This window comes from Saliphagus sp. LR7 (genome assembly GCF_003344565.1).
Lineage (GTDB): Archaea > Halobacteriota > Halobacteria > Halobacteriales > Natrialbaceae > Saliphagus > Saliphagus infecundisoli.
On record NZ_QPND01000012.1, the window covers coordinates 86409 to 101936 of the forward strand.

General features: G+C 61.0%; 15 protein-coding genes. 9 read left to right on the plus strand and 6 right to left on the minus strand.

What is annotated here, in order from left to right; genetic code table 11:
- Positions 1–122 precede the first annotated feature (122 nt).
- A complete protein-coding gene (locus DVH23_RS15790; protein ID WP_114578396.1) occupies positions 123–1175 on the minus strand; it encodes an isocitrate/isopropylmalate dehydrogenase family protein in 1053 nt (350 codons plus the stop codon).
- A 196-nt stretch (positions 1176–1371) separates the two neighbouring features.
- Complete coding sequence (locus DVH23_RS15795) at positions 1372–1974, minus strand: hypothetical protein (RefSeq protein WP_114578397.1); 603 nt, start codon at positions 1972–1974, stop codon at positions 1372–1374.
- Positions 1975–2068: 94 nt separating this feature from the next.
- On the opposite strand from DVH23_RS15795, the gene DVH23_RS15800 reads away from it, so the two are divergent.
- Positions 2069–2536, plus strand: a complete 468-nt coding sequence (locus DVH23_RS15800) for a MarR family transcriptional regulator (protein WP_232833774.1) — start codon at positions 2069–2071, stop codon at positions 2534–2536.
- Positions 2537–3047: 511 nt separating this feature from the next.
- On the opposite strand, the gene DVH23_RS15805 is transcribed toward DVH23_RS15800, so the two are convergent.
- Positions 3048–4040, minus strand: coding sequence for a hypothetical protein (locus tag DVH23_RS15805; RefSeq protein WP_114578398.1), 993 nt, complete (start codon positions 4038–4040; stop codon positions 3048–3050).
- Between the two features lie 1061 nt (positions 4041–5101).
- Between DVH23_RS15805 and DVH23_RS15815 the strand changes: the two genes are divergently transcribed.
- Positions 5102–5452: a hypothetical protein gene (locus tag DVH23_RS15815; protein WP_157972419.1), complete on the plus strand. Its 351-nt coding sequence runs from the start codon at positions 5102–5104 to the stop codon at positions 5450–5452.
- A gap of 402 nt (positions 5453–5854) precedes the next feature.
- On the opposite strand, the gene DVH23_RS15820 is transcribed toward DVH23_RS15815, so the two are convergent.
- From DVH23_RS15820 to DVH23_RS23630, 3 genes are all read right to left on the minus strand, one after another.
- On the minus strand, positions 5855–6106 hold the full coding sequence (locus tag DVH23_RS15820; protein WP_114578401.1) for a hypothetical protein: 252 nt from the start codon (positions 6104–6106) through the stop codon (positions 5855–5857).
- Entirely contained in the window at positions 6096–6524 is a 429-nt protein-coding gene (locus DVH23_RS15825; protein WP_157972420.1) for a hypothetical protein, read from the minus strand. Before DVH23_RS15825 ends, DVH23_RS15820 begins: the two co-directional genes overlap by 11 nt.
- Positions 6525–6634: 110 nt before the next feature.
- On the minus strand, positions 6635–6850 hold the full coding sequence (locus DVH23_RS23630) for a hypothetical protein (protein ID WP_157972421.1): 216 nt from the start codon (positions 6848–6850) through the stop codon (positions 6635–6637).
- A 173-nt stretch (positions 6851–7023) separates the two neighbouring features.
- On the opposite strand from DVH23_RS23630, the gene DVH23_RS15830 reads away from it, so the two are divergent.
- The 7 genes from DVH23_RS15830 (at position 7024) to DVH23_RS15860 (ending at position 15528) form a co-directional block, all read left to right on the plus strand.
- Entirely contained in the window at positions 7024–7308 is a 285-nt protein-coding gene (locus tag DVH23_RS15830) for a helix-turn-helix domain-containing protein (RefSeq protein WP_114578403.1), read from the plus strand.
- Between the two features lie 142 nt (positions 7309–7450).
- Positions 7451–8257 (plus strand): CRISPR-associated endoribonuclease Cas6, encoded by an 807-nt coding sequence (cas6, locus tag DVH23_RS15835; protein ID WP_114578404.1) that lies wholly within the window; start codon positions 7451–7453, stop codon positions 8255–8257.
- Positions 8244–10406: a type I-B CRISPR-associated protein Cas8b/Csh1 gene (gene cas8b / locus DVH23_RS15840; RefSeq protein WP_114578405.1), complete on the plus strand. Its 2163-nt coding sequence runs from the start codon at positions 8244–8246 to the stop codon at positions 10404–10406. The genes cas6 and cas8b overlap by 14 nt, the downstream gene beginning before the upstream one ends.
- Position 10407: 1 nt before the next feature.
- Complete coding sequence (gene cas7b / locus DVH23_RS15845) at positions 10408–11493, plus strand: type I-B CRISPR-associated protein Cas7/Csh2 (RefSeq protein ID WP_114578406.1); 1086 nt, start codon at positions 10408–10410, stop codon at positions 11491–11493.
- A gap of 6 nt (positions 11494–11499) precedes the next feature.
- Positions 11500–12312, plus strand: a complete 813-nt coding sequence (cas5b, locus tag DVH23_RS15850; protein WP_114578407.1) for a type I-B CRISPR-associated protein Cas5b — start codon at positions 11500–11502, stop codon at positions 12310–12312.
- 1 nt (position 12313) lies between these two features.
- A complete protein-coding gene (locus tag DVH23_RS15855) occupies positions 12314–14974 on the plus strand; it encodes a CRISPR-associated endonuclease Cas3'' (protein WP_114578408.1) in 2661 nt (886 codons plus the stop codon).
- A complete protein-coding gene (locus DVH23_RS15860) occupies positions 14971–15528 on the plus strand; it encodes a CRISPR-associated protein Cas4 (protein ID WP_232833776.1) in 558 nt (185 codons plus the stop codon). The genes DVH23_RS15855 and DVH23_RS15860 overlap by 4 nt, the downstream gene beginning before the upstream one ends.

The window sequence follows — 15528 nt, forward strand, 5'->3', positions numbered from 1 at the left end:
GATTATGGGGCCTCCATATCGTGTCTGACTCCGTTAATCTCGGCAGTTGTGATTAAATTCACACCCACTCATTGAGAATTATTAGTGTTGCGAACCATTGTATGACACGCTCCGGGACGTGGTTACAGCCGCGACACTAGATCCGTGACGACTTCCGTGGTGGTCGCGTCTCCGCCGATATCGGGGGTCCGGGGTGCGTCCGGCTCGGCGAGCTGTTCGCGGACAATCGCCCAGAGGCGGTCACTGGCTACAGACTCGCCGAGGTGGTCGAGCAGCAAGGCGGTCGAGAGCACGGTCGCGAGCGGGTTCGCGACTCCTTTCCCGACGATGTCGGGGGCACTGCCGTGGACCGGCTCGAACATCGAAGGAGCGTTTCCTTCGGTGATGTTCGCGGAGGGCGCCAGCCCTAAACTTCCGCTAACAATCGCACCGAGGTCTGTGAGTACGTCACCGAAGAGGTTCGAGGCGACGAGTACATCGAACTCCTCGGGGCGGCGTACGAGATCCATGCTCGCGGCATCGACCAGCAGCCGCTCGACCTCGATCCCAGGATACTCTTCGCCGATCTCGGTGACGACTTCGTCCCAGAACACCATACTGTGGGCCTGGGCGTTCGATTTCGTGATATTAGTTAGGTGACTTTCGCGATCGGCTGCCGCCTCGAAGGCTGCCCGAACGATTGTCTCAGTCGCCTCGCGGGTAAAGACGGAAGTCTGGACCGCAAGTTCGTGGCCCTCCCGTCGATGTTCACGCCCGCCGACGTCGGCGTACTCGCCTTCCGTGTTCTCCCGAAAGACGACGAAGTCAATCTCGCCACCCGAATACCCTCGAAGGGGACTCTCGATCCCCTCGAAGAGGACAGAGGGACGCCTGCAGATCCGCTGGTCGAACCCCTTACGAATCGGAAGCAGGAGCCCGTGGAGAGTGACGTGGTCAGGCACGTCAGGGTGGCCGACCGCGCCCAGTAGGATCGCGTCGTGGCCGGCCAGCCGGTCGATCCCGTTTTCGGGCATCATCGCGCCCTCCTCGAGAAAACGCGTGCTGCCCCAGCTATAGTTGGTCCTCTCGATCTCGAAGCCATGGCGTTTCGCCGTTTTGTCGACTAGAGGACGGACCGCGTCGATCACTTCCGGGCCGATGCCGTCGCCGTCAATGACTGCGATGTCATAGCTCATGAGTCTTCGATTGTGAGTGCGATCTACTGAATATCAATACTTGCCGCTCTTGCTCAACGTAGCGAAATGATGTGCTAACATACAACAATGCCTGCCATATTATGGCTTGAGACGCCGTTTTAGCTGAGGAAGACCGGTCGTCGCCCCCGGTTATACACCCTGTTCGCCAGATTGCGGAAGAGCGAAGTGAGATGAGTCACGCTACGGTACGGAGGTGGGCGCGGATCGCTTTGAAGAGATCTGCGTAGCTCTCGAAATCATCAACGGTGATGTGCCATCGGGCGGAAACGGCCTTGATCATCGCGCTTTCGACGTTCTGCTCCCCGTAGAATGCGACGTCAGTACGCAATTCTGCGTCCGACACGTGTTCACAAACGGAGCCAGTTTCGATTCCCACACCGAGATTGTCGCCCATCGCAGGTGCAACGAAAATCGTTGCTGTTGCTGCCTTCGTGTACTCAATACTCTGGGTTGCTGCATCCATCTCCTCCAATGGAATCTCTGGGTCCGTCGCGAGAAATGCATTGACCCCCGTCTGTTCACGCAGATCGCGTTTCAGCGCAAGCAATAGTGCCAGTGCTTCATCGACATCCAGGTCGAGCGTGCCCTCCTCTAACTGGCGATCAATCTCATCGAGCGTCGGACGAGTTGTCGCAGCTGCTACCTCAGCCGATGCTGACGACTCGTAGGGTGGATAGGATTTGTACGGGCCCATCAAGTAAACGAGAAAATCGGGTTTGCTGGCCTCCGTCTCGATATATTCGCTGTCGATAAGCGCCTCACGGAGACGGTCTCGCATTCGTTCAGAGCGACTGTCGGCTACCAGGATAAACCCACGCGATTCCGGTCCACTTCCACCGGAGTAAACATATTTAACTTGGTCGGGGCCGAACATGAGGATACAGGAATCGAAGATGACCGACCACTCCTCCACACGATCGGATGGCGGCGTTCTTCGGAAAGACAGCAGCCATGACGGCGACGACGATACACCGGCGCTCGAGATCGACCTCCCGGAGGACAGTCTGTTTACGGTCGAGGACTATCTGGAGATGTATGATGTGGCTTCGTCCGAACCCGCGTTCCGGATCCTCTGTACGCTGAGTGAGGAACAACGACTCAGCGCAAGTGAGCTTGCTTCTGCCCTCGATCGCGAAGGGAACGAACTCCACTATTATCTGCGCAAGCTCAAGCGGTCGGCTCTCATCGCGAACCGACGTGATCCGAATACCGGGACTGAAGACCCCTATTCGTACTATACCCTCACTGACCTGGGTCAGACTGTGCTTACACACGGTCTCAAGACGGGCATCGAGAAGCTGGCCGCTGACGAAGCGACGATTCACGATACGTACGGCTGAGCGTCAATCCGAGACTTTGCTGACAAAGGTGGGAGGCTGAAACGAGGCGAACTCTTTCTTGAGGTCTCTGCAAACAGGCTCAGCCGTAGCGCTTGGATCAAGAAGGTCGGCTATCCTATCAGGACCTTGTGCATCAGAACGGATAGAGGCAGACTGGTAGAGCTTTTCATTGAAAATGAGACCGCCACGCTCTCGAACAGATTAACCCTTCAGTGTGGATAACCGGCCCGTGGTACGTGTCTCATTAGTGGCTGAAAACGCCAAGAATTGGCACAAGGCCAAGAGGTGAGGCTCTTCAGAGCGTCACGATCGTCACAGGCGTTGTGACGAGGGTGCAAGCGACCGTCGCTCCAGAGTGTTACTCACTCTTCCACGACTCCTGAACAAAAGGCCGCTCCTCCCTAGCTGTTGCTACTGCACGGAGAATTCCCAGGTAGTCTGGGATGGGTCGGTTCGTGGGTTCGGGTGGATCCTGAGGAGTTCCTCCTCTGGGATCCGTCTTGAGTGGTCCTTAGGCGTTCACCCCGGTCACAACAGGTGTGACGCCGCCCTGAGCCACGTCGCGGCTGTTCATATCGGCGAGTAGGTTCAGCCCGATGTATCGTCCTTCGTCGAAGCGGTCATCGGCGTCATCGTCGATCTCGAGGACGACCTTCTTCGACTGCTGGTTGCTCGGATCGACCATCGACTGTATCTCGGTGATATCGGGCCCGCCCATCTCACGAACGTACCGCCAGACCCGTTGTTGGGTCTCGCGATGGGGCTGTTCGCCCATGATCGCCAGCAGCGCTTCTTTCATCGCCTCTGCATCGAAGAACAGCCGTCCGTCGCCGTTCCGTCGCTTGGCGAACTCTGCGCGTCTACGGACGATCTTGACGGCCCTGGCACGGTTCGCCGAGAGGCTCTGGTTGACGTGGTACTGCTGGCAGTTGAGGAAGAAGTCCATTGGCGATGATGCTTCTCCTGGGCCAGTGTCGGTGCTCTCCGAGTCGGAGTCGCCCTCGGTCTCGTCACTCTCTGTATTGCTCTCTTCGATGGCGCCGTTGACGGTGGCGGCGATCTCCTTGCTGGTGGCGACCGATTGATCGGCGGTCTCCTCGACGTCGTCGACGCGCTCCTCGAGGTCGTCCACGTCATCGGAGACTTCTTCGACGTCGTTGCTGACCTCCTCCATGTCATCGGTGAGCTCGTCGATCGTTTCCTGTTGGGACGCAACCCGAGTTCCGAGGCGAGCGATCAACTCCTGTTGGGAGCGAACGACGCCGATGAGATCGGTGAGGTCGTCGATTTCGTCGATTTCATCGGTCTCGGGGCAGTCGTTCAGGTTCTCCGCCTCCATGCTCATGGCTGAAATGGCTGCATCTCCGTTCCCCGCGTGCGTGGTCGAATCGGATTGACCATCGCTGTCGGTGAGCTCGAAGCCCAGTGCGTCGGCGACCGTCTCGTCGCCGGGCTGTTCGTCGTCGATACGGCTCGGATCCTTACCGATGTCGGTGGAAGTCATTGGGGGTGTAGGTCTCGAAGGATTGCGATCGCTGGTGATCTGTGCGCGATGCGGCGATAGGGGGCGGCGAACAGCGCCTCGATACCGGCACGTCTCTCAAAGATATCTTTGAGAACAGAGACGACCGCGAGCTCACAGCTGGTCCTGTGGGCGCTCTCACCTCGTGGCTCGTCTCCAGGACGGCCGGGACGACCCGCGCTGTCGATCTCTCTGGGGAGACCAGGCTGTCCGTATGCGGGGACTGTCTCCGGTCGGCCGGTATGGCGCTGCCGTCGGGGGGTGCCTGAGCTCATCGGTGGTGGACGGGGGCGAATGCCGCTGCTCGGCGCGTGCATCGTCTGCCCGGTTGTGCGCTGGCGGACGGCGACCCGCCTTACCACTGGTCCGTCGATCGATCGCGACGCTGGCGCTGTGCGTGACCCTCGGGTGGACCGGTTCCAGCGTCGTGACCTGATCGCTACAGCCTCGGCTCGTCGCCGATAGCTTTTTGACCAGTGGCCGAAAAGAGAAGGGTGTTCACCCCTCTTCCCTTTTCGGCGCTGTTGTGTTCCTAGCTGTGAGTGTCTCGTTCTAACCGACGGGTTATATTCGCTACTACAATAAGGTGACATTTTCTCTGGGGTCGCGCGTGTCTGTTCGATGGTCGTGGGTCGCTGCGGCGGGATGCTCGTGGGTGGGGTGGCGAGTGTTCGTGGAGTGAGTGCGGTGTGGTCGACGGGGTGAGTCCTCGTCCTGGGATGGTGGCGAGTGGTCTGGGGCGGGCGCGTGCGGCCGATCCAGGTCGGATCGGGACGACCGCTCTTGGTCACGAACTCGTGGTTGGTCTGGTTGCTTCGGGCGACGCCGTGGTCTGAATCGGGATCGGGATCGGGGTTGGGACCGGGACCGGAGTCGGAATCGAGAGTGGATCCCGTGGTCGACTCCGAACGGGCGTGCTGTTCGGGCCGCTCCTCCGCAGGAGCGTCTCGTTCGGTCTCGGTGTTCGAATCGGCCGCCGTCGCTGGGTCGGAATCGCCTCGTCGTTGTGTGGGCCCCGAACACCTCGAGACGTGTCTCGGCCAGTGGGTGAGGATGATCGACTCGCCACAGTGTGGGCAGGGACGTTCCTGTTGGCGTCCGCGATGTTCGCGTTCGCAGTTCCGACAGGCACGGGGCGCGTGGTCGCTGGCCTCGTCGATCGGGACGGCCTCGAACGTGCCCTCAACGTCACAAAGGGGGGTCCCCTCCCCGTCATCGAAGTGAAAAACCCGATCCGATCGGTTGGACTGAAGGGAGATCAGTACGCGGTCGGGTTCGGGGCTGGGATCCTGGTTCGGGGTGGTCTCTGGGTCGTCGGTGTCGGTTGGGTCATCGGTGTCATTGTCGGTTGGGTCTGGCCCGTGGTCGCCTGTCTCGGATGGATCCGTTCCTGAAACGGTGGTGTCGAGGGGGAGGGTCTTGAGGTCGTACTCCGTGGTCGCGACCGTGAGCACCGGGGTGTCGGTCCGGGGATCGATCGTGGTCGTGAGCCGGCCCTCGACGATGCTGGAGTGATCGTCCGTGGTGTCTGGTGCACAGTCCGAACAGTAGGCTGCGGTGGGCGTCCACTCATCCTGGTGGACGTGGAATTTGATGGTGATCGCATCGCCGGGCTCGAGATCGGCGGTGCAGGCTTCACATGAAACGTTTGAATCGGTGGTGAGGGGGGTCCCGTGGAGCGCCTGTGTGGCGGTAGGCTCGCTGGTCATCGACCGGCCCCCCGTCGAGTGGATTCGTGGCTCTGGCTCGTGGCGCCGCTGGCGGTGGGTTTCCCCTGGCTTGCAGTGGTCATTGGTTTACTGGAAGCCAGGGGGTTCGTCGCCCGGATCGGTGCGAGTGCTCGTTCGGGAGTCGGTCTCCGTGTTCGACGCAGTGGTTCTGGGTGGGTTCTCGAGCCGGCGACAGACGGCGGCCGTAGTGGCGAGTTCCCGCTGGGTGGTGGTGAGTGTCAGCGGCGCCGGGAGGTGGCCCTCGAGTTCGCGGAGGTCGGTGACGATCGCCTCGAGTTCGTGGGCGACCCGCTTCGGGGGGTACTCGTTATCGCCCATGGCTGGCCTCCAGGTTCGCCGTTGGTTCTGGCTCGGTCGTGGGTTCTTGGGAGCGGGTCTCGTCGGCGTCCGTCTCGGTCTGGCTTTCTGTGGGTGAGCTCGTCGCGAGGACGGTCGGGGCGAGGATGACCAGTCGAGCGCGTTGGGTGCGACAGTCAGTCCGGCTGGCGAGCCGACAGCGCAGGCGGAGTTCCGTATAGCCGAGTGTCGAGTGGAGGTCTGTGGTGGCACATGCCTCACAGCAGACGCGCTGGAGCGTCCACTCGTGGCTGTCGGCCGGGCGGGCGGCTCGGAGGGTGACCGTGGCGCCCTCGTAGAGGACCGTCCCGCAGCGCTGGCACTGGACGTGTGGTTGGGAACTGATCGGGAGGCCCGCGAATAGTTGGGCTGGCGTGGCTGCAAGTGGTTTGTCCTTCACACTCTCCACGACCTTATCTAGGTTTCTGGTACCAGTGCTGGACTTCAACTCACCTGAGGACGACTCATCGGCATTGGTCCGCCCGCTATGCAGGTTGCCGTCGTCAGCCATCAGCAAGCCTCCTCAGTCAGTCGCTTGACAGTCTCGGTTGAGGCCTCGCGGGCCGTGAATGTCGGGTAGAAATCGCCGAGCTCGACTTTGGGACCAGTCTCGCGAACGATTTGAGCGACCTCTCTCGAACAAACGTTAGGTGACTCGGGGGTGACTTCAGTGGTCTCAGGTTGTGCCTCCGCAATCGTCTTGAACGTAGACTGTGTTTCGCTCATTGCTGGTTCTCTCCAGCACGGTCGGGGGCGTTGGCGCGCCCGCGGCCTTTCATCGGCCGACTCCCGTGCTTAGTCACTGCTACCGGTTCCAGAACAATAAGCGTTACTGAAGAACAATCTAAAGAACTTCCCAAAGAAAATTTTTAGACACAGCGGGCGAAACTCAAAGGTATATGGCGATCACAACTATATCTGTGAACGAAGATCATGGGCCAACGCCGCACGAGGAGCACGTGCTTGAAGTATTGAAAATTGGACGAGATGATGGAGAACCTTGGGGATTCACTACTCCTTCACGAGTTGCTGAATATTATGATATCCCTCGTCAGCGAGTGAATGAAGCCATTGATCGGCTTGAAGCTGCAGGTTGGATTGAACAGGAGACAGTCAATGGTAGTACAATTCGAGGATTATACCGATTTGTTGGAGATCCACGTACCCAGGGTTCTGACCCTTGAGATTCCATTTATAGCTCGAGGCCATCATGCTTGAGTTGTTGCATAACTTCTAATTTCGTTTCGGCCGATAGTATTTTATGTAAATAATGACGTTCTATATGATGATGTCATATAATGGGGGTGAGGGTGTGCAGTGCGCGTAATGGCACACTTATCTGCCAGGGCAGATACGGCTTATGATAACTCATACCATAGCAAACTTCGGGGCCGACTGTGGGGTGCACTTGAGGATACAGCATACGACGAGCGCCATGACGAGAATGAGCCGCCGGGCTTCAGTTACTCAAACCCGTTTCCACCGGGAGACATGCATGAGGGCGACGAACGAAAACTTCTCGTTGCATCTGTTGACGAGGAGCTGCTCACGCACGTCGCGCGGGATCTGCAGGACAACCGGGAGTTGAATGTTGGCGAAATGCCGTTTCATGTCGAGGCCGTGACGGCCATAGAGCCCGACGTCGGCGAGCCAGGTACCAGAGGAACGATCGAGACCGGGACCGGACTGCTGGTTCGGATCCCCCCATGGAAATGCGAGGAGTACGGGATCGACCATCCCGGCGGGGACACGGCGGTGTTCTGGCGTCCGGAGCATACGACAGAGCCGCTGGTGACCCAACTCGAGGCCAACCTGGACAAGAAGCACTCGTTGTTCTGTCCCGACTACCTGCTGGGACCGAGCGATGTGGAGGGAGACCTCTTCGACTCCTACGAGTTGATCAAGACCTTCGCCGTTCCCCTGCAGGTCACCGAACGCGAGCGGATGACCTACGTCCTGAGCAAGTGGAAGTTCGGCTATACGGTTCGGGACGACGACCACCGCCGGCACCTCAATCTCGCGCTCGATACCGGACTCGGCGAGCGGAACTCGTTGGGACTCGGGTTCGTGAACGTCACCGACCGGGTTCGGCCGGGTGAGACCGAACTGGAGGGGGAGGATGCTTTCGCCTGAGGAGTTCCGCGATACCTACACGGACGCAGAACTCGACGAGGAACTTCCCGAGTCGCCGATCGGATCGCTCCGGGACGTCCAGTACCTCTACGGGAAGCTCTACACGCTCGCGACCACGGGTGGTGGCGACTACGCGCCGTATCTGACGCCGGACGCCGCCGGCGATCTGATCGACACCGACCAGAGTTTGATCGCCGTTCGAGTCGATGTCTCCGGGAACGAACCACGGTTGGCCGACGATTCGATCGGCCCGGTGACGGTTACCCGGTATACGGGCGATCTGGTCCAGAAGGTCAGTCATTGCAAGTACCCGGCAGCGCGTGGCATCGACCACAGCGTCACCCACCAAGCAGGGCGAGACAGCGACCCAGAGAAGCTGGCCCGATATGCCACGGAACGACTGACCAAGTGGGCTGCCGACGACGTGGTTGCCGAAACCGCAGCGAACCACACGGATGGATGGATCGTCGATCGGCTCGCCGAACTCGGCAATAACGAGGACGCACTCGACACTCTCGAAAACGCGGTCACGATCAACCTCGGCGGCGAGTCAGCGACGGCGCTGTTGACCGTCCAGGTGAAAACCGAGTCCGACGGCGAGTATCGCTGGCCCGGCGAGATCGATGTCTTCCTCGACGCGATGCGTCGGCGAAAGCTCTCGAAGCTCGTCACGAAGAACAAGGCCGACGACTCCTCGGGTGAGGCGACTGACATCGTGACCGGCCGACCGGCACGGACGGTCGGCACCTCCGAGGATCCACAGAACTACTTCCTGGGCAAGCAACTCGAGACGTTCCCCGGACTCGATATCGAAGAGGCGTGGCGATCACATCCGATCTCGGAGGACGCCGCCGTGACGGTGATGAACGCCGAGGCGTTCGTCGAGGCCTGTACGTACCGGACCTTCGGCGCAAAGGTGTACTACCTGCCGTACTTCTTCGGGCGGCCAACGCCCGAGAACGCACGGGAGCTGTACGAGTTGCTCCATCGAGCGGCCACCGACGACGAGGACGCGACGCCGATCGAGGAGGCCTACGAGACCTTCAAGCACGAACCCGATCGAGAGGTCGCACTCCGATTCTACGTCTCGGCGGTCATGCCCCACCAGATGTCCCGGTACGACGTCTTTGGGGAGACACTAAACGGACGGCTTCAGTACCCGAAGGCACTCGCCGTCGCCCACAATCGGCTGGTGAGAAATACGAGTGCCTTCAACACGAGATCGGAATGGACCGCACCGTTTCCCACCAACGAGAAGTGGGGGTTACTCAACGGAAACGACGAGCAGCTTCGCTCGGTCGCGACTGGTTGGTACTTCTACCAGACGTTTGCCGATCGGGACGACGCGGACGCCGACGCGGACGACCCCCGGATCGAGGCGCTCGTCAACGTCCTGAGCGGCGAGGCGACCGCCGTCGACGTGCTCCTCGAGGAGTACGTCGAACGGATCGTCGACGAACAGACCGACGACAGCGAGCATGACGGGTTCCCGTCGTTTCTGGTCGTGGGCCAGTTCGCCCAGCTTTGTGCGCTCGCGACTGCAGAACTCGGGCTGTTGAAGACCGTCGATCCGACGAAGGAGGCGATCACTCGCGAACCGACCTACGAACGGTACACGACACCAACCATGGAAGAAATTCTGGCCACGGACGGTGGCTACCCTGCCGCCACGAAGCTCGAATCGTTCATCGAAGACACACCCGCGTTGGCTCCTGCTCCCGAGGACGAGGAGTCGGTCGCGAGCGAGCGCCGTGGTGCGTTCTTGCTCGGCGCCCTCGTCGGCGACATCGGCAGCTATCAGGAGTACAGTGAGGACCGTTCGACGACGCTCGTCGATCAGTACCCCGTGAAGTCGATCAGTCGATCCCGGATCAAGAAGGTCGCCCAGGAGACGATCGCGAAGACGCTGACGTACACCCGCCAGGAGAAAAAGGAGGGCAAGAGCTATCCCGGGACGAAAGCCGACCACATCGTCGATCGGCTGCGAGAGACGATTCTGGACCCAGATCCCGAAGACTGGCGAATCGACACCGACGACCTCCGGTTCTACTACGCACTCGGCGTGACCTACGGCATGAACGATCACCCTGAGTGGAGTCAGACGGAGGCCGATACCGACGACGAAACCGAACTCGAGGAGGAACTCTGAAATGTCCGAATCCATCGCTACCGACACCACCCCAGTCACGAACCGCTCGGAAATTGTCTTCCTGTACGACGCCGTTGACGCGAACCCCAACGGGAATCCGCTCAGCGGCGCGAACCGGCCGCGGATCGACCCACAGACCCAACAGGCGATCGTCACCGACGTTCGCTTGAAGCGATACCTTCGCGACCAGCTCGACGACGACGGCTACGGAGTCTACATTCGGAACGTCAACGAAGAGGGGACCCAGTACACGCGTGGACAGCTCCTCGAGGACCGATTGAAAGCCGTTGATCCCGACGAGTACGACCTCGACGACGACGAGGAGACCGACCGGTTCCGCGAGGACGTCTTCGGCGAGTTCCTCGATGAGAGTGCCGACGTGAGGTATTTCGGCGCGACGATGTCCGTCGACACGGACGACGCCTACGCGAAGCATCTCCCGGATCACTTCACCGGTCCCGTTCAGTTCTCGCCCGGAAAGTCGATGCACGCGGTCAACGAAAACGAGGAGTACGACAGCCTGACGAGCGTAATCGCGACCCAGGAAGGCAAAGAACAGGGCGGGTTCGACCTCGATGACCACCGGATTCAGTACGCCCTAATCCGGTTTCATGGACTAGTGGACGAACACGGAGCCGAGGACACGAAGCTCTCCGGTGAGGATGTCGAGCGACTCGATACGCTCTGCTGGCGGGCGATCAAGAACCAGACGATTAGCCGGAGCAAGGTCGGCCAGGAGCCTCGCCTCTACTGTCGGGTCGAGTACGCAGACGAGAGCTTCCACCTCGGCGGTCTCGACAAGGATCTCACGCTCGACGAGGATCGATCGAAACCGGACGAGGAGCTTCGGAACGTTCGAGACCTTGCCGTCGACGCCGACGCGTTCGTTCGGCGTCTCGAGGGCGCCCGTGATCGAATTGAACAGGTTCGAGTCGTCGCGAGCGACGTCCTTCAATTCACCTATGACGGAGAACTCGGCGGTTCCGAGGTGCTGTACGATGCGGTCGAGGACGCGGTCGGCTCCGATTCGCTCGAGGTTATCGACGTCTACGGGGAGCACGCGTCCTCGAACCCGGACGAGGCGTAAGTGACAATGGGCGGACAACAAGAGCGGACGGAGAAAGCCAACGAGGACGAGAGCGGGACCGATCGGTGGCGTCCGAGCCGCTGTCTCTCCCTGACCGTCCGGGGACCGTGGGGACACTTCCGTCGGGTCGAGGGAAACGTCGTCAAACAGACCTACCGGATCATCCCGCGAACGACCGTTGCGGGTCTGCTCGCGGCCGTGCTCGGGATCAAGCGTGACGGCTACTACGAGCTGTTCGGTCCCGACCGATCGGCGGTCGCCATCGAACCGACTCGAGAGATCCGGACGCTCAACATGCCGATGAACACGCTCTCGACGGCGGACGGGAACCTCCAATCCCTCAACGGCCGGGGCACGATCAGCGTAAAGCTTCCCGACCCGACGGCGCTTCGCCAACAGCACAACTACGAGGTCCTGGTCGATCCTGCCTACCGGATCGACGTCGCCCTCGCCGACGACGACCGCTACCGAGAACTTCGGGAGACTCTCGAGGAGGGAAAGAGCCACTACGCTCCGAGCCTCGGGCTCTCGGAACACCTCGCGGAGATCGAATATCACGGTGAGTTCGAGATCGGGGAAGGGCCAGGAGGGGAGACGGTCGCCGTGGACTCCGCCGTTCCGAACGCCGTCGAAGACATCGTCCTCGAGGAAGGGACGCGCTATCAGGTCGAGGAGTCGCCCGCGTTCATGACGACCGATTCCGGCGGCCGGACGACGACGGCGTTTACCGCCTACACGTACGATCCCGACGCAGGCACGCTTTCGGTCCGAGGCGCCGATCCCGCCCGGGTCGACGGACGGACGGTGGTGTTCGTTTGAGATGGCGACGGTTTACTCGCATCCCCCCGAAAGCGGCCGCGACGGGGTGGTGCTTACCGACCACCTCGAGGATGTCGCAGAGCGTGTCGGGTACGTCGTCCCTCAGGACGCGACGACGCCGTCGGGCGAGTCGCTTTTCGAGGTCGTCGAAACCCTCGCACACGTCCACGACTTCGGAAAGGCAACGACGTATTTCCAGGAGTACCTCCTCGAATCGAGGGATCCGGAGTTCGAGGCGTGTCGGTATCACGCACCGATCGGCTCGTTTGCCGCGTACTTCGCGCTCGACGCGCGAGGTTTCGTGACCGAAACCTGTCTCGCGGGGTTCGTCGCGGTCGCGAAACACCACGGACGACTCCCGGACGTAGCCGACTACGTCGTACAGCGTACCCATCGTCGTGAAGGCGTTTCAGGGGAGGGTCAGAACTCGGCGGAACGACAACAAGCAGCGATCGCAAAACAGCTGCAAAATATCGACGAGCACGCTCCCGACCTCGCGGACGCGGTCTTCTACAACGCGACGGGCGGGGTCAGCTCGTGGGGCGAGTTTTACGACGCCTTTGGCGGCCTCCTCGGCGAGATCGAATCGATCGTCGCCACCTCCGGGAGCACGCCCGGCGTCGATCAGGAGGCGCTTTCCGAGTCGTGTTACGCGCTCGTCCTCGAGTGCTGGGGATCGCTCGTTCTCGCGGACAAGACGAGTGCCGCGGAGCTGTCGAACGGTATAGAGACCACCCCAGCGAGCTACGATGCGAATCGACCGTCGCTGGATCGACTCGACGAGTACGTCGGAAGGATCGAGGCGGAGGCAAACGCCGACCCGGGCGGGACGCGCGTCGAACGACTCAACCACTTCCGATCGTCGGCACGGAGTTCCGTCCTCGAGAACGCCGAAACGTTTGCCGACGACGGCGGTGGGATCGCGACGCTTACGCTCCCGACCGGAATGGGGAAGACCCTCTCTGGGCTCTCGGCGGCGTTGGCGATCCGGGATCGGCGTGGCGGAGGACGAATCGTCTACGCGCTTCCGTTTACGAGCATCATCGATCAGGTCGTCGACGAGATCGAGAAAATCTACGGGACGGATACGACGGGACGACTCCTCACAGCCCACCACCACCTCTCGGAGACGACGATACGGGATGAAAGACAGGACGACCCCAACGAACACGATGGGGCTGCCGATGACGCAGATCGAAACGACGATATCGCGGGAATGCTCGCCCAGAGCTGGCGCGCCGGGCTCACGGTGACGACGTTCGTCCAGTTGTTCGAGAGTCTGGCGGGCCCGACCAACAAACAGTCGATGAAGCTCCCAGCGCTTCGGAACAGCGTCGTCGTTCTCGACGAACCCCAGAGCCTCCCGCTCGACTGGTGGAAACTGGTCCCTCGACTCGTCGCAATGCTGACGGAGCGCTACGACGCGACGGTCGTCGCGATGACGGCCACCCAGCCACAGCTGTTCGACAACGCGACCGACCTCTTCGACGATGTAACCGAACTGGTCGACGATCCGGAGATCTACTTCGAGGCGACCGAACGGGTGACCTACGAACTCGATCCCTCGACCGAACGTTACATCGAAGACCAGGCTGATCCGAAATCCTACGCGGACGCGACGGCAGCACTTCTCGAGGCGATCGAGTCGGATGAGTCGGCTCTCGCGGTCTGCAACACGATCGACAGCGCGAAGACGCTCACTGAACACGTTACGGACGCGTATCCGGGGTTGGGGAACGTCGGGGAGGTGTACGCCGACGAACTCGATCGTGTCGGGAGTGTAGACGGAATCGACCCGGAGGCGCTCGCAGAGCGCGTCTCAAACGGGTGGAATCGTTCGCTCCTCCATCTCTCCACTCGACTCCGTCCGGTCGATCGGCTTCGGCTCATCGAGACCGCGAAGGAACTCACCAAACGAGGCTATCCGCTCGTCACGGTCTCGACCCAGCTCGTTGAAGCAGGGGTTGACATCAGCTTCGACCGTGTGTACCGCGACCTTGCCCCGATCGACAGCATCGTCCAGGCCGCGGGACGGTGCAATCGCTCGTTCGAGAGCGACCGGGGCCGGGTTACAGTCTGGTGGCTCGATGTCCCCGGCGACCAAGCAAAAACACCCGCGGAGGCGGTCTACAACCGGAGTGTCTCCCTGCTTCCGGTCGCCGCGAGCACGCTCGACTCGGTTCGGGCCGGCGACGGTACGCTCTCGGAAACCGACGTGGCCCGAAGCGCAGTCGAGAGCTACTACGAACGACTACACCAGGAGAAGAATGTCGGAAAACAGACCTACGCCGACTACGTCGACGACGTGAGAGCGGACGAACTCGGCCGACTGTCGCTCATCGACCAGCGGCTTACGATCGACGTGATCGTCTGCCGAACCGACGACGAGTGCACTACGGTCGAGTCGATCAGAACGGCGTGGGAGAACTACGAATTCGACCGTGTTCGGACACGACTAGACGAGACGAAAGCATTGCGAGTTTCGATACCGATCTACCGTGCCGACTCGGAAGAAGCCCAGACGCTCGATTCTCTGACTCAGGTGCATCCCGATACTGACATCCGATGGCTCGATACGAGAACGAGTCGGTACGGGAAATACTTCGAACCGACGACCGGATTCGTCGTGCCCGACTCGACGGTGGAGGCACGATTCCTGTGAGCACCACCGAAGACATCGATCCCGTCGATCGGCTCCTCGAGACCGCCCGCGGGAACCCGGTCGAGGACCCGTTCCGCGTGACGGGCGTGATGATGCAATACTACCACGTCTGTAAACGTGAGCTCTGGTTCGAAAGCCGGAACGTCGAAATCGACCGGGAGAACACGACGGTCGTCCGCGGAACCAGAGTCGACGAGACTGCCTACGACGACAAGCGACGCAACCTCAGTCTCGGTATGATCGCGCTCGACCTGCTCGACGACGGCCGGGTCGTCGAGGTCAAACCGTCCTCGGCGCTCACCGAGGGCGCCGAGATGCAGCTGTCGTACTACCTCTGGTATCTCGATCGGGTCGCCGGAATCGAGAAGGAGGGCGTCCTCGCTCATCCCCGGGAACGACGGAGAGAGTCGATCGAACTGACCGACGAACGTATGGAGGCAGTCGAGGACGCGATTCGTGGCATCCACGGGATCGTCAGCCGGGAGACGCCCCCGCCCGCCGAGGAAAAGCCCTTCTGTGGGTCGTGTGCGTACCACGACTTCTGTTGGTGTTAG

Bases quoted from the DNA above. Each gene is read 5' to 3' on its own strand.
- cas5b (WP_114578407.1), top strand. From the start codon at position 11,500: ATGGGCGGACAACAAGAGCGGACGGAGAAAGCCAACGAGGACGAGAGC.
- DVH23_RS15795 (WP_114578397.1), bottom strand. From the start codon at position 1,974: ATGCGAGACCGTCTCCGTGAGGCGCTTATCGACAGCGAATATATCGAG.
- cas8b (WP_114578405.1), top strand. From the start codon at position 8,244: ATGCTTTCGCCTGAGGAGTTCCGCGATACCTACACGGACGCAGAACTC.
- DVH23_RS15800 (WP_232833774.1), top strand. From the start codon at position 2,069: ATGAGGATACAGGAATCGAAGATGACCGACCACTCCTCCACACGATCG.
- cas7b (WP_114578406.1), top strand. From the start codon at position 10,408: ATGTCCGAATCCATCGCTACCGACACCACCCCAGTCACGAACCGCTCG.
- DVH23_RS15790 (WP_114578396.1), bottom strand. From the start codon at position 1,175: ATGAGCTATGACATCGCAGTCATTGACGGCGACGGCATCGGCCCGGAA.
- DVH23_RS15855 (WP_114578408.1), top strand. From the start codon at position 12,314: ATGGCGACGGTTTACTCGCATCCCCCCGAAAGCGGCCGCGACGGGGTG.
- DVH23_RS15820 (WP_114578401.1), bottom strand. From the start codon at position 6,106: ATGGGCGATAACGAGTACCCCCCGAAGCGGGTCGCCCACGAACTCGAG.
- cas6 (WP_114578404.1), top strand. From the start codon at position 7,451: ATGGCACACTTATCTGCCAGGGCAGATACGGCTTATGATAACTCATAC.
- DVH23_RS15830 (WP_114578403.1), top strand. From the start codon at position 7,024: ATGGCGATCACAACTATATCTGTGAACGAAGATCATGGGCCAACGCCG.
- DVH23_RS23630 (WP_157972421.1), bottom strand. From the start codon at position 6,850: ATGAGCGAAACACAGTCTACGTTCAAGACGATTGCGGAGGCACAACCT.
- DVH23_RS15805 (WP_114578398.1), bottom strand. From the start codon at position 4,040: ATGACTTCCACCGACATCGGTAAGGATCCGAGCCGTATCGACGACGAA.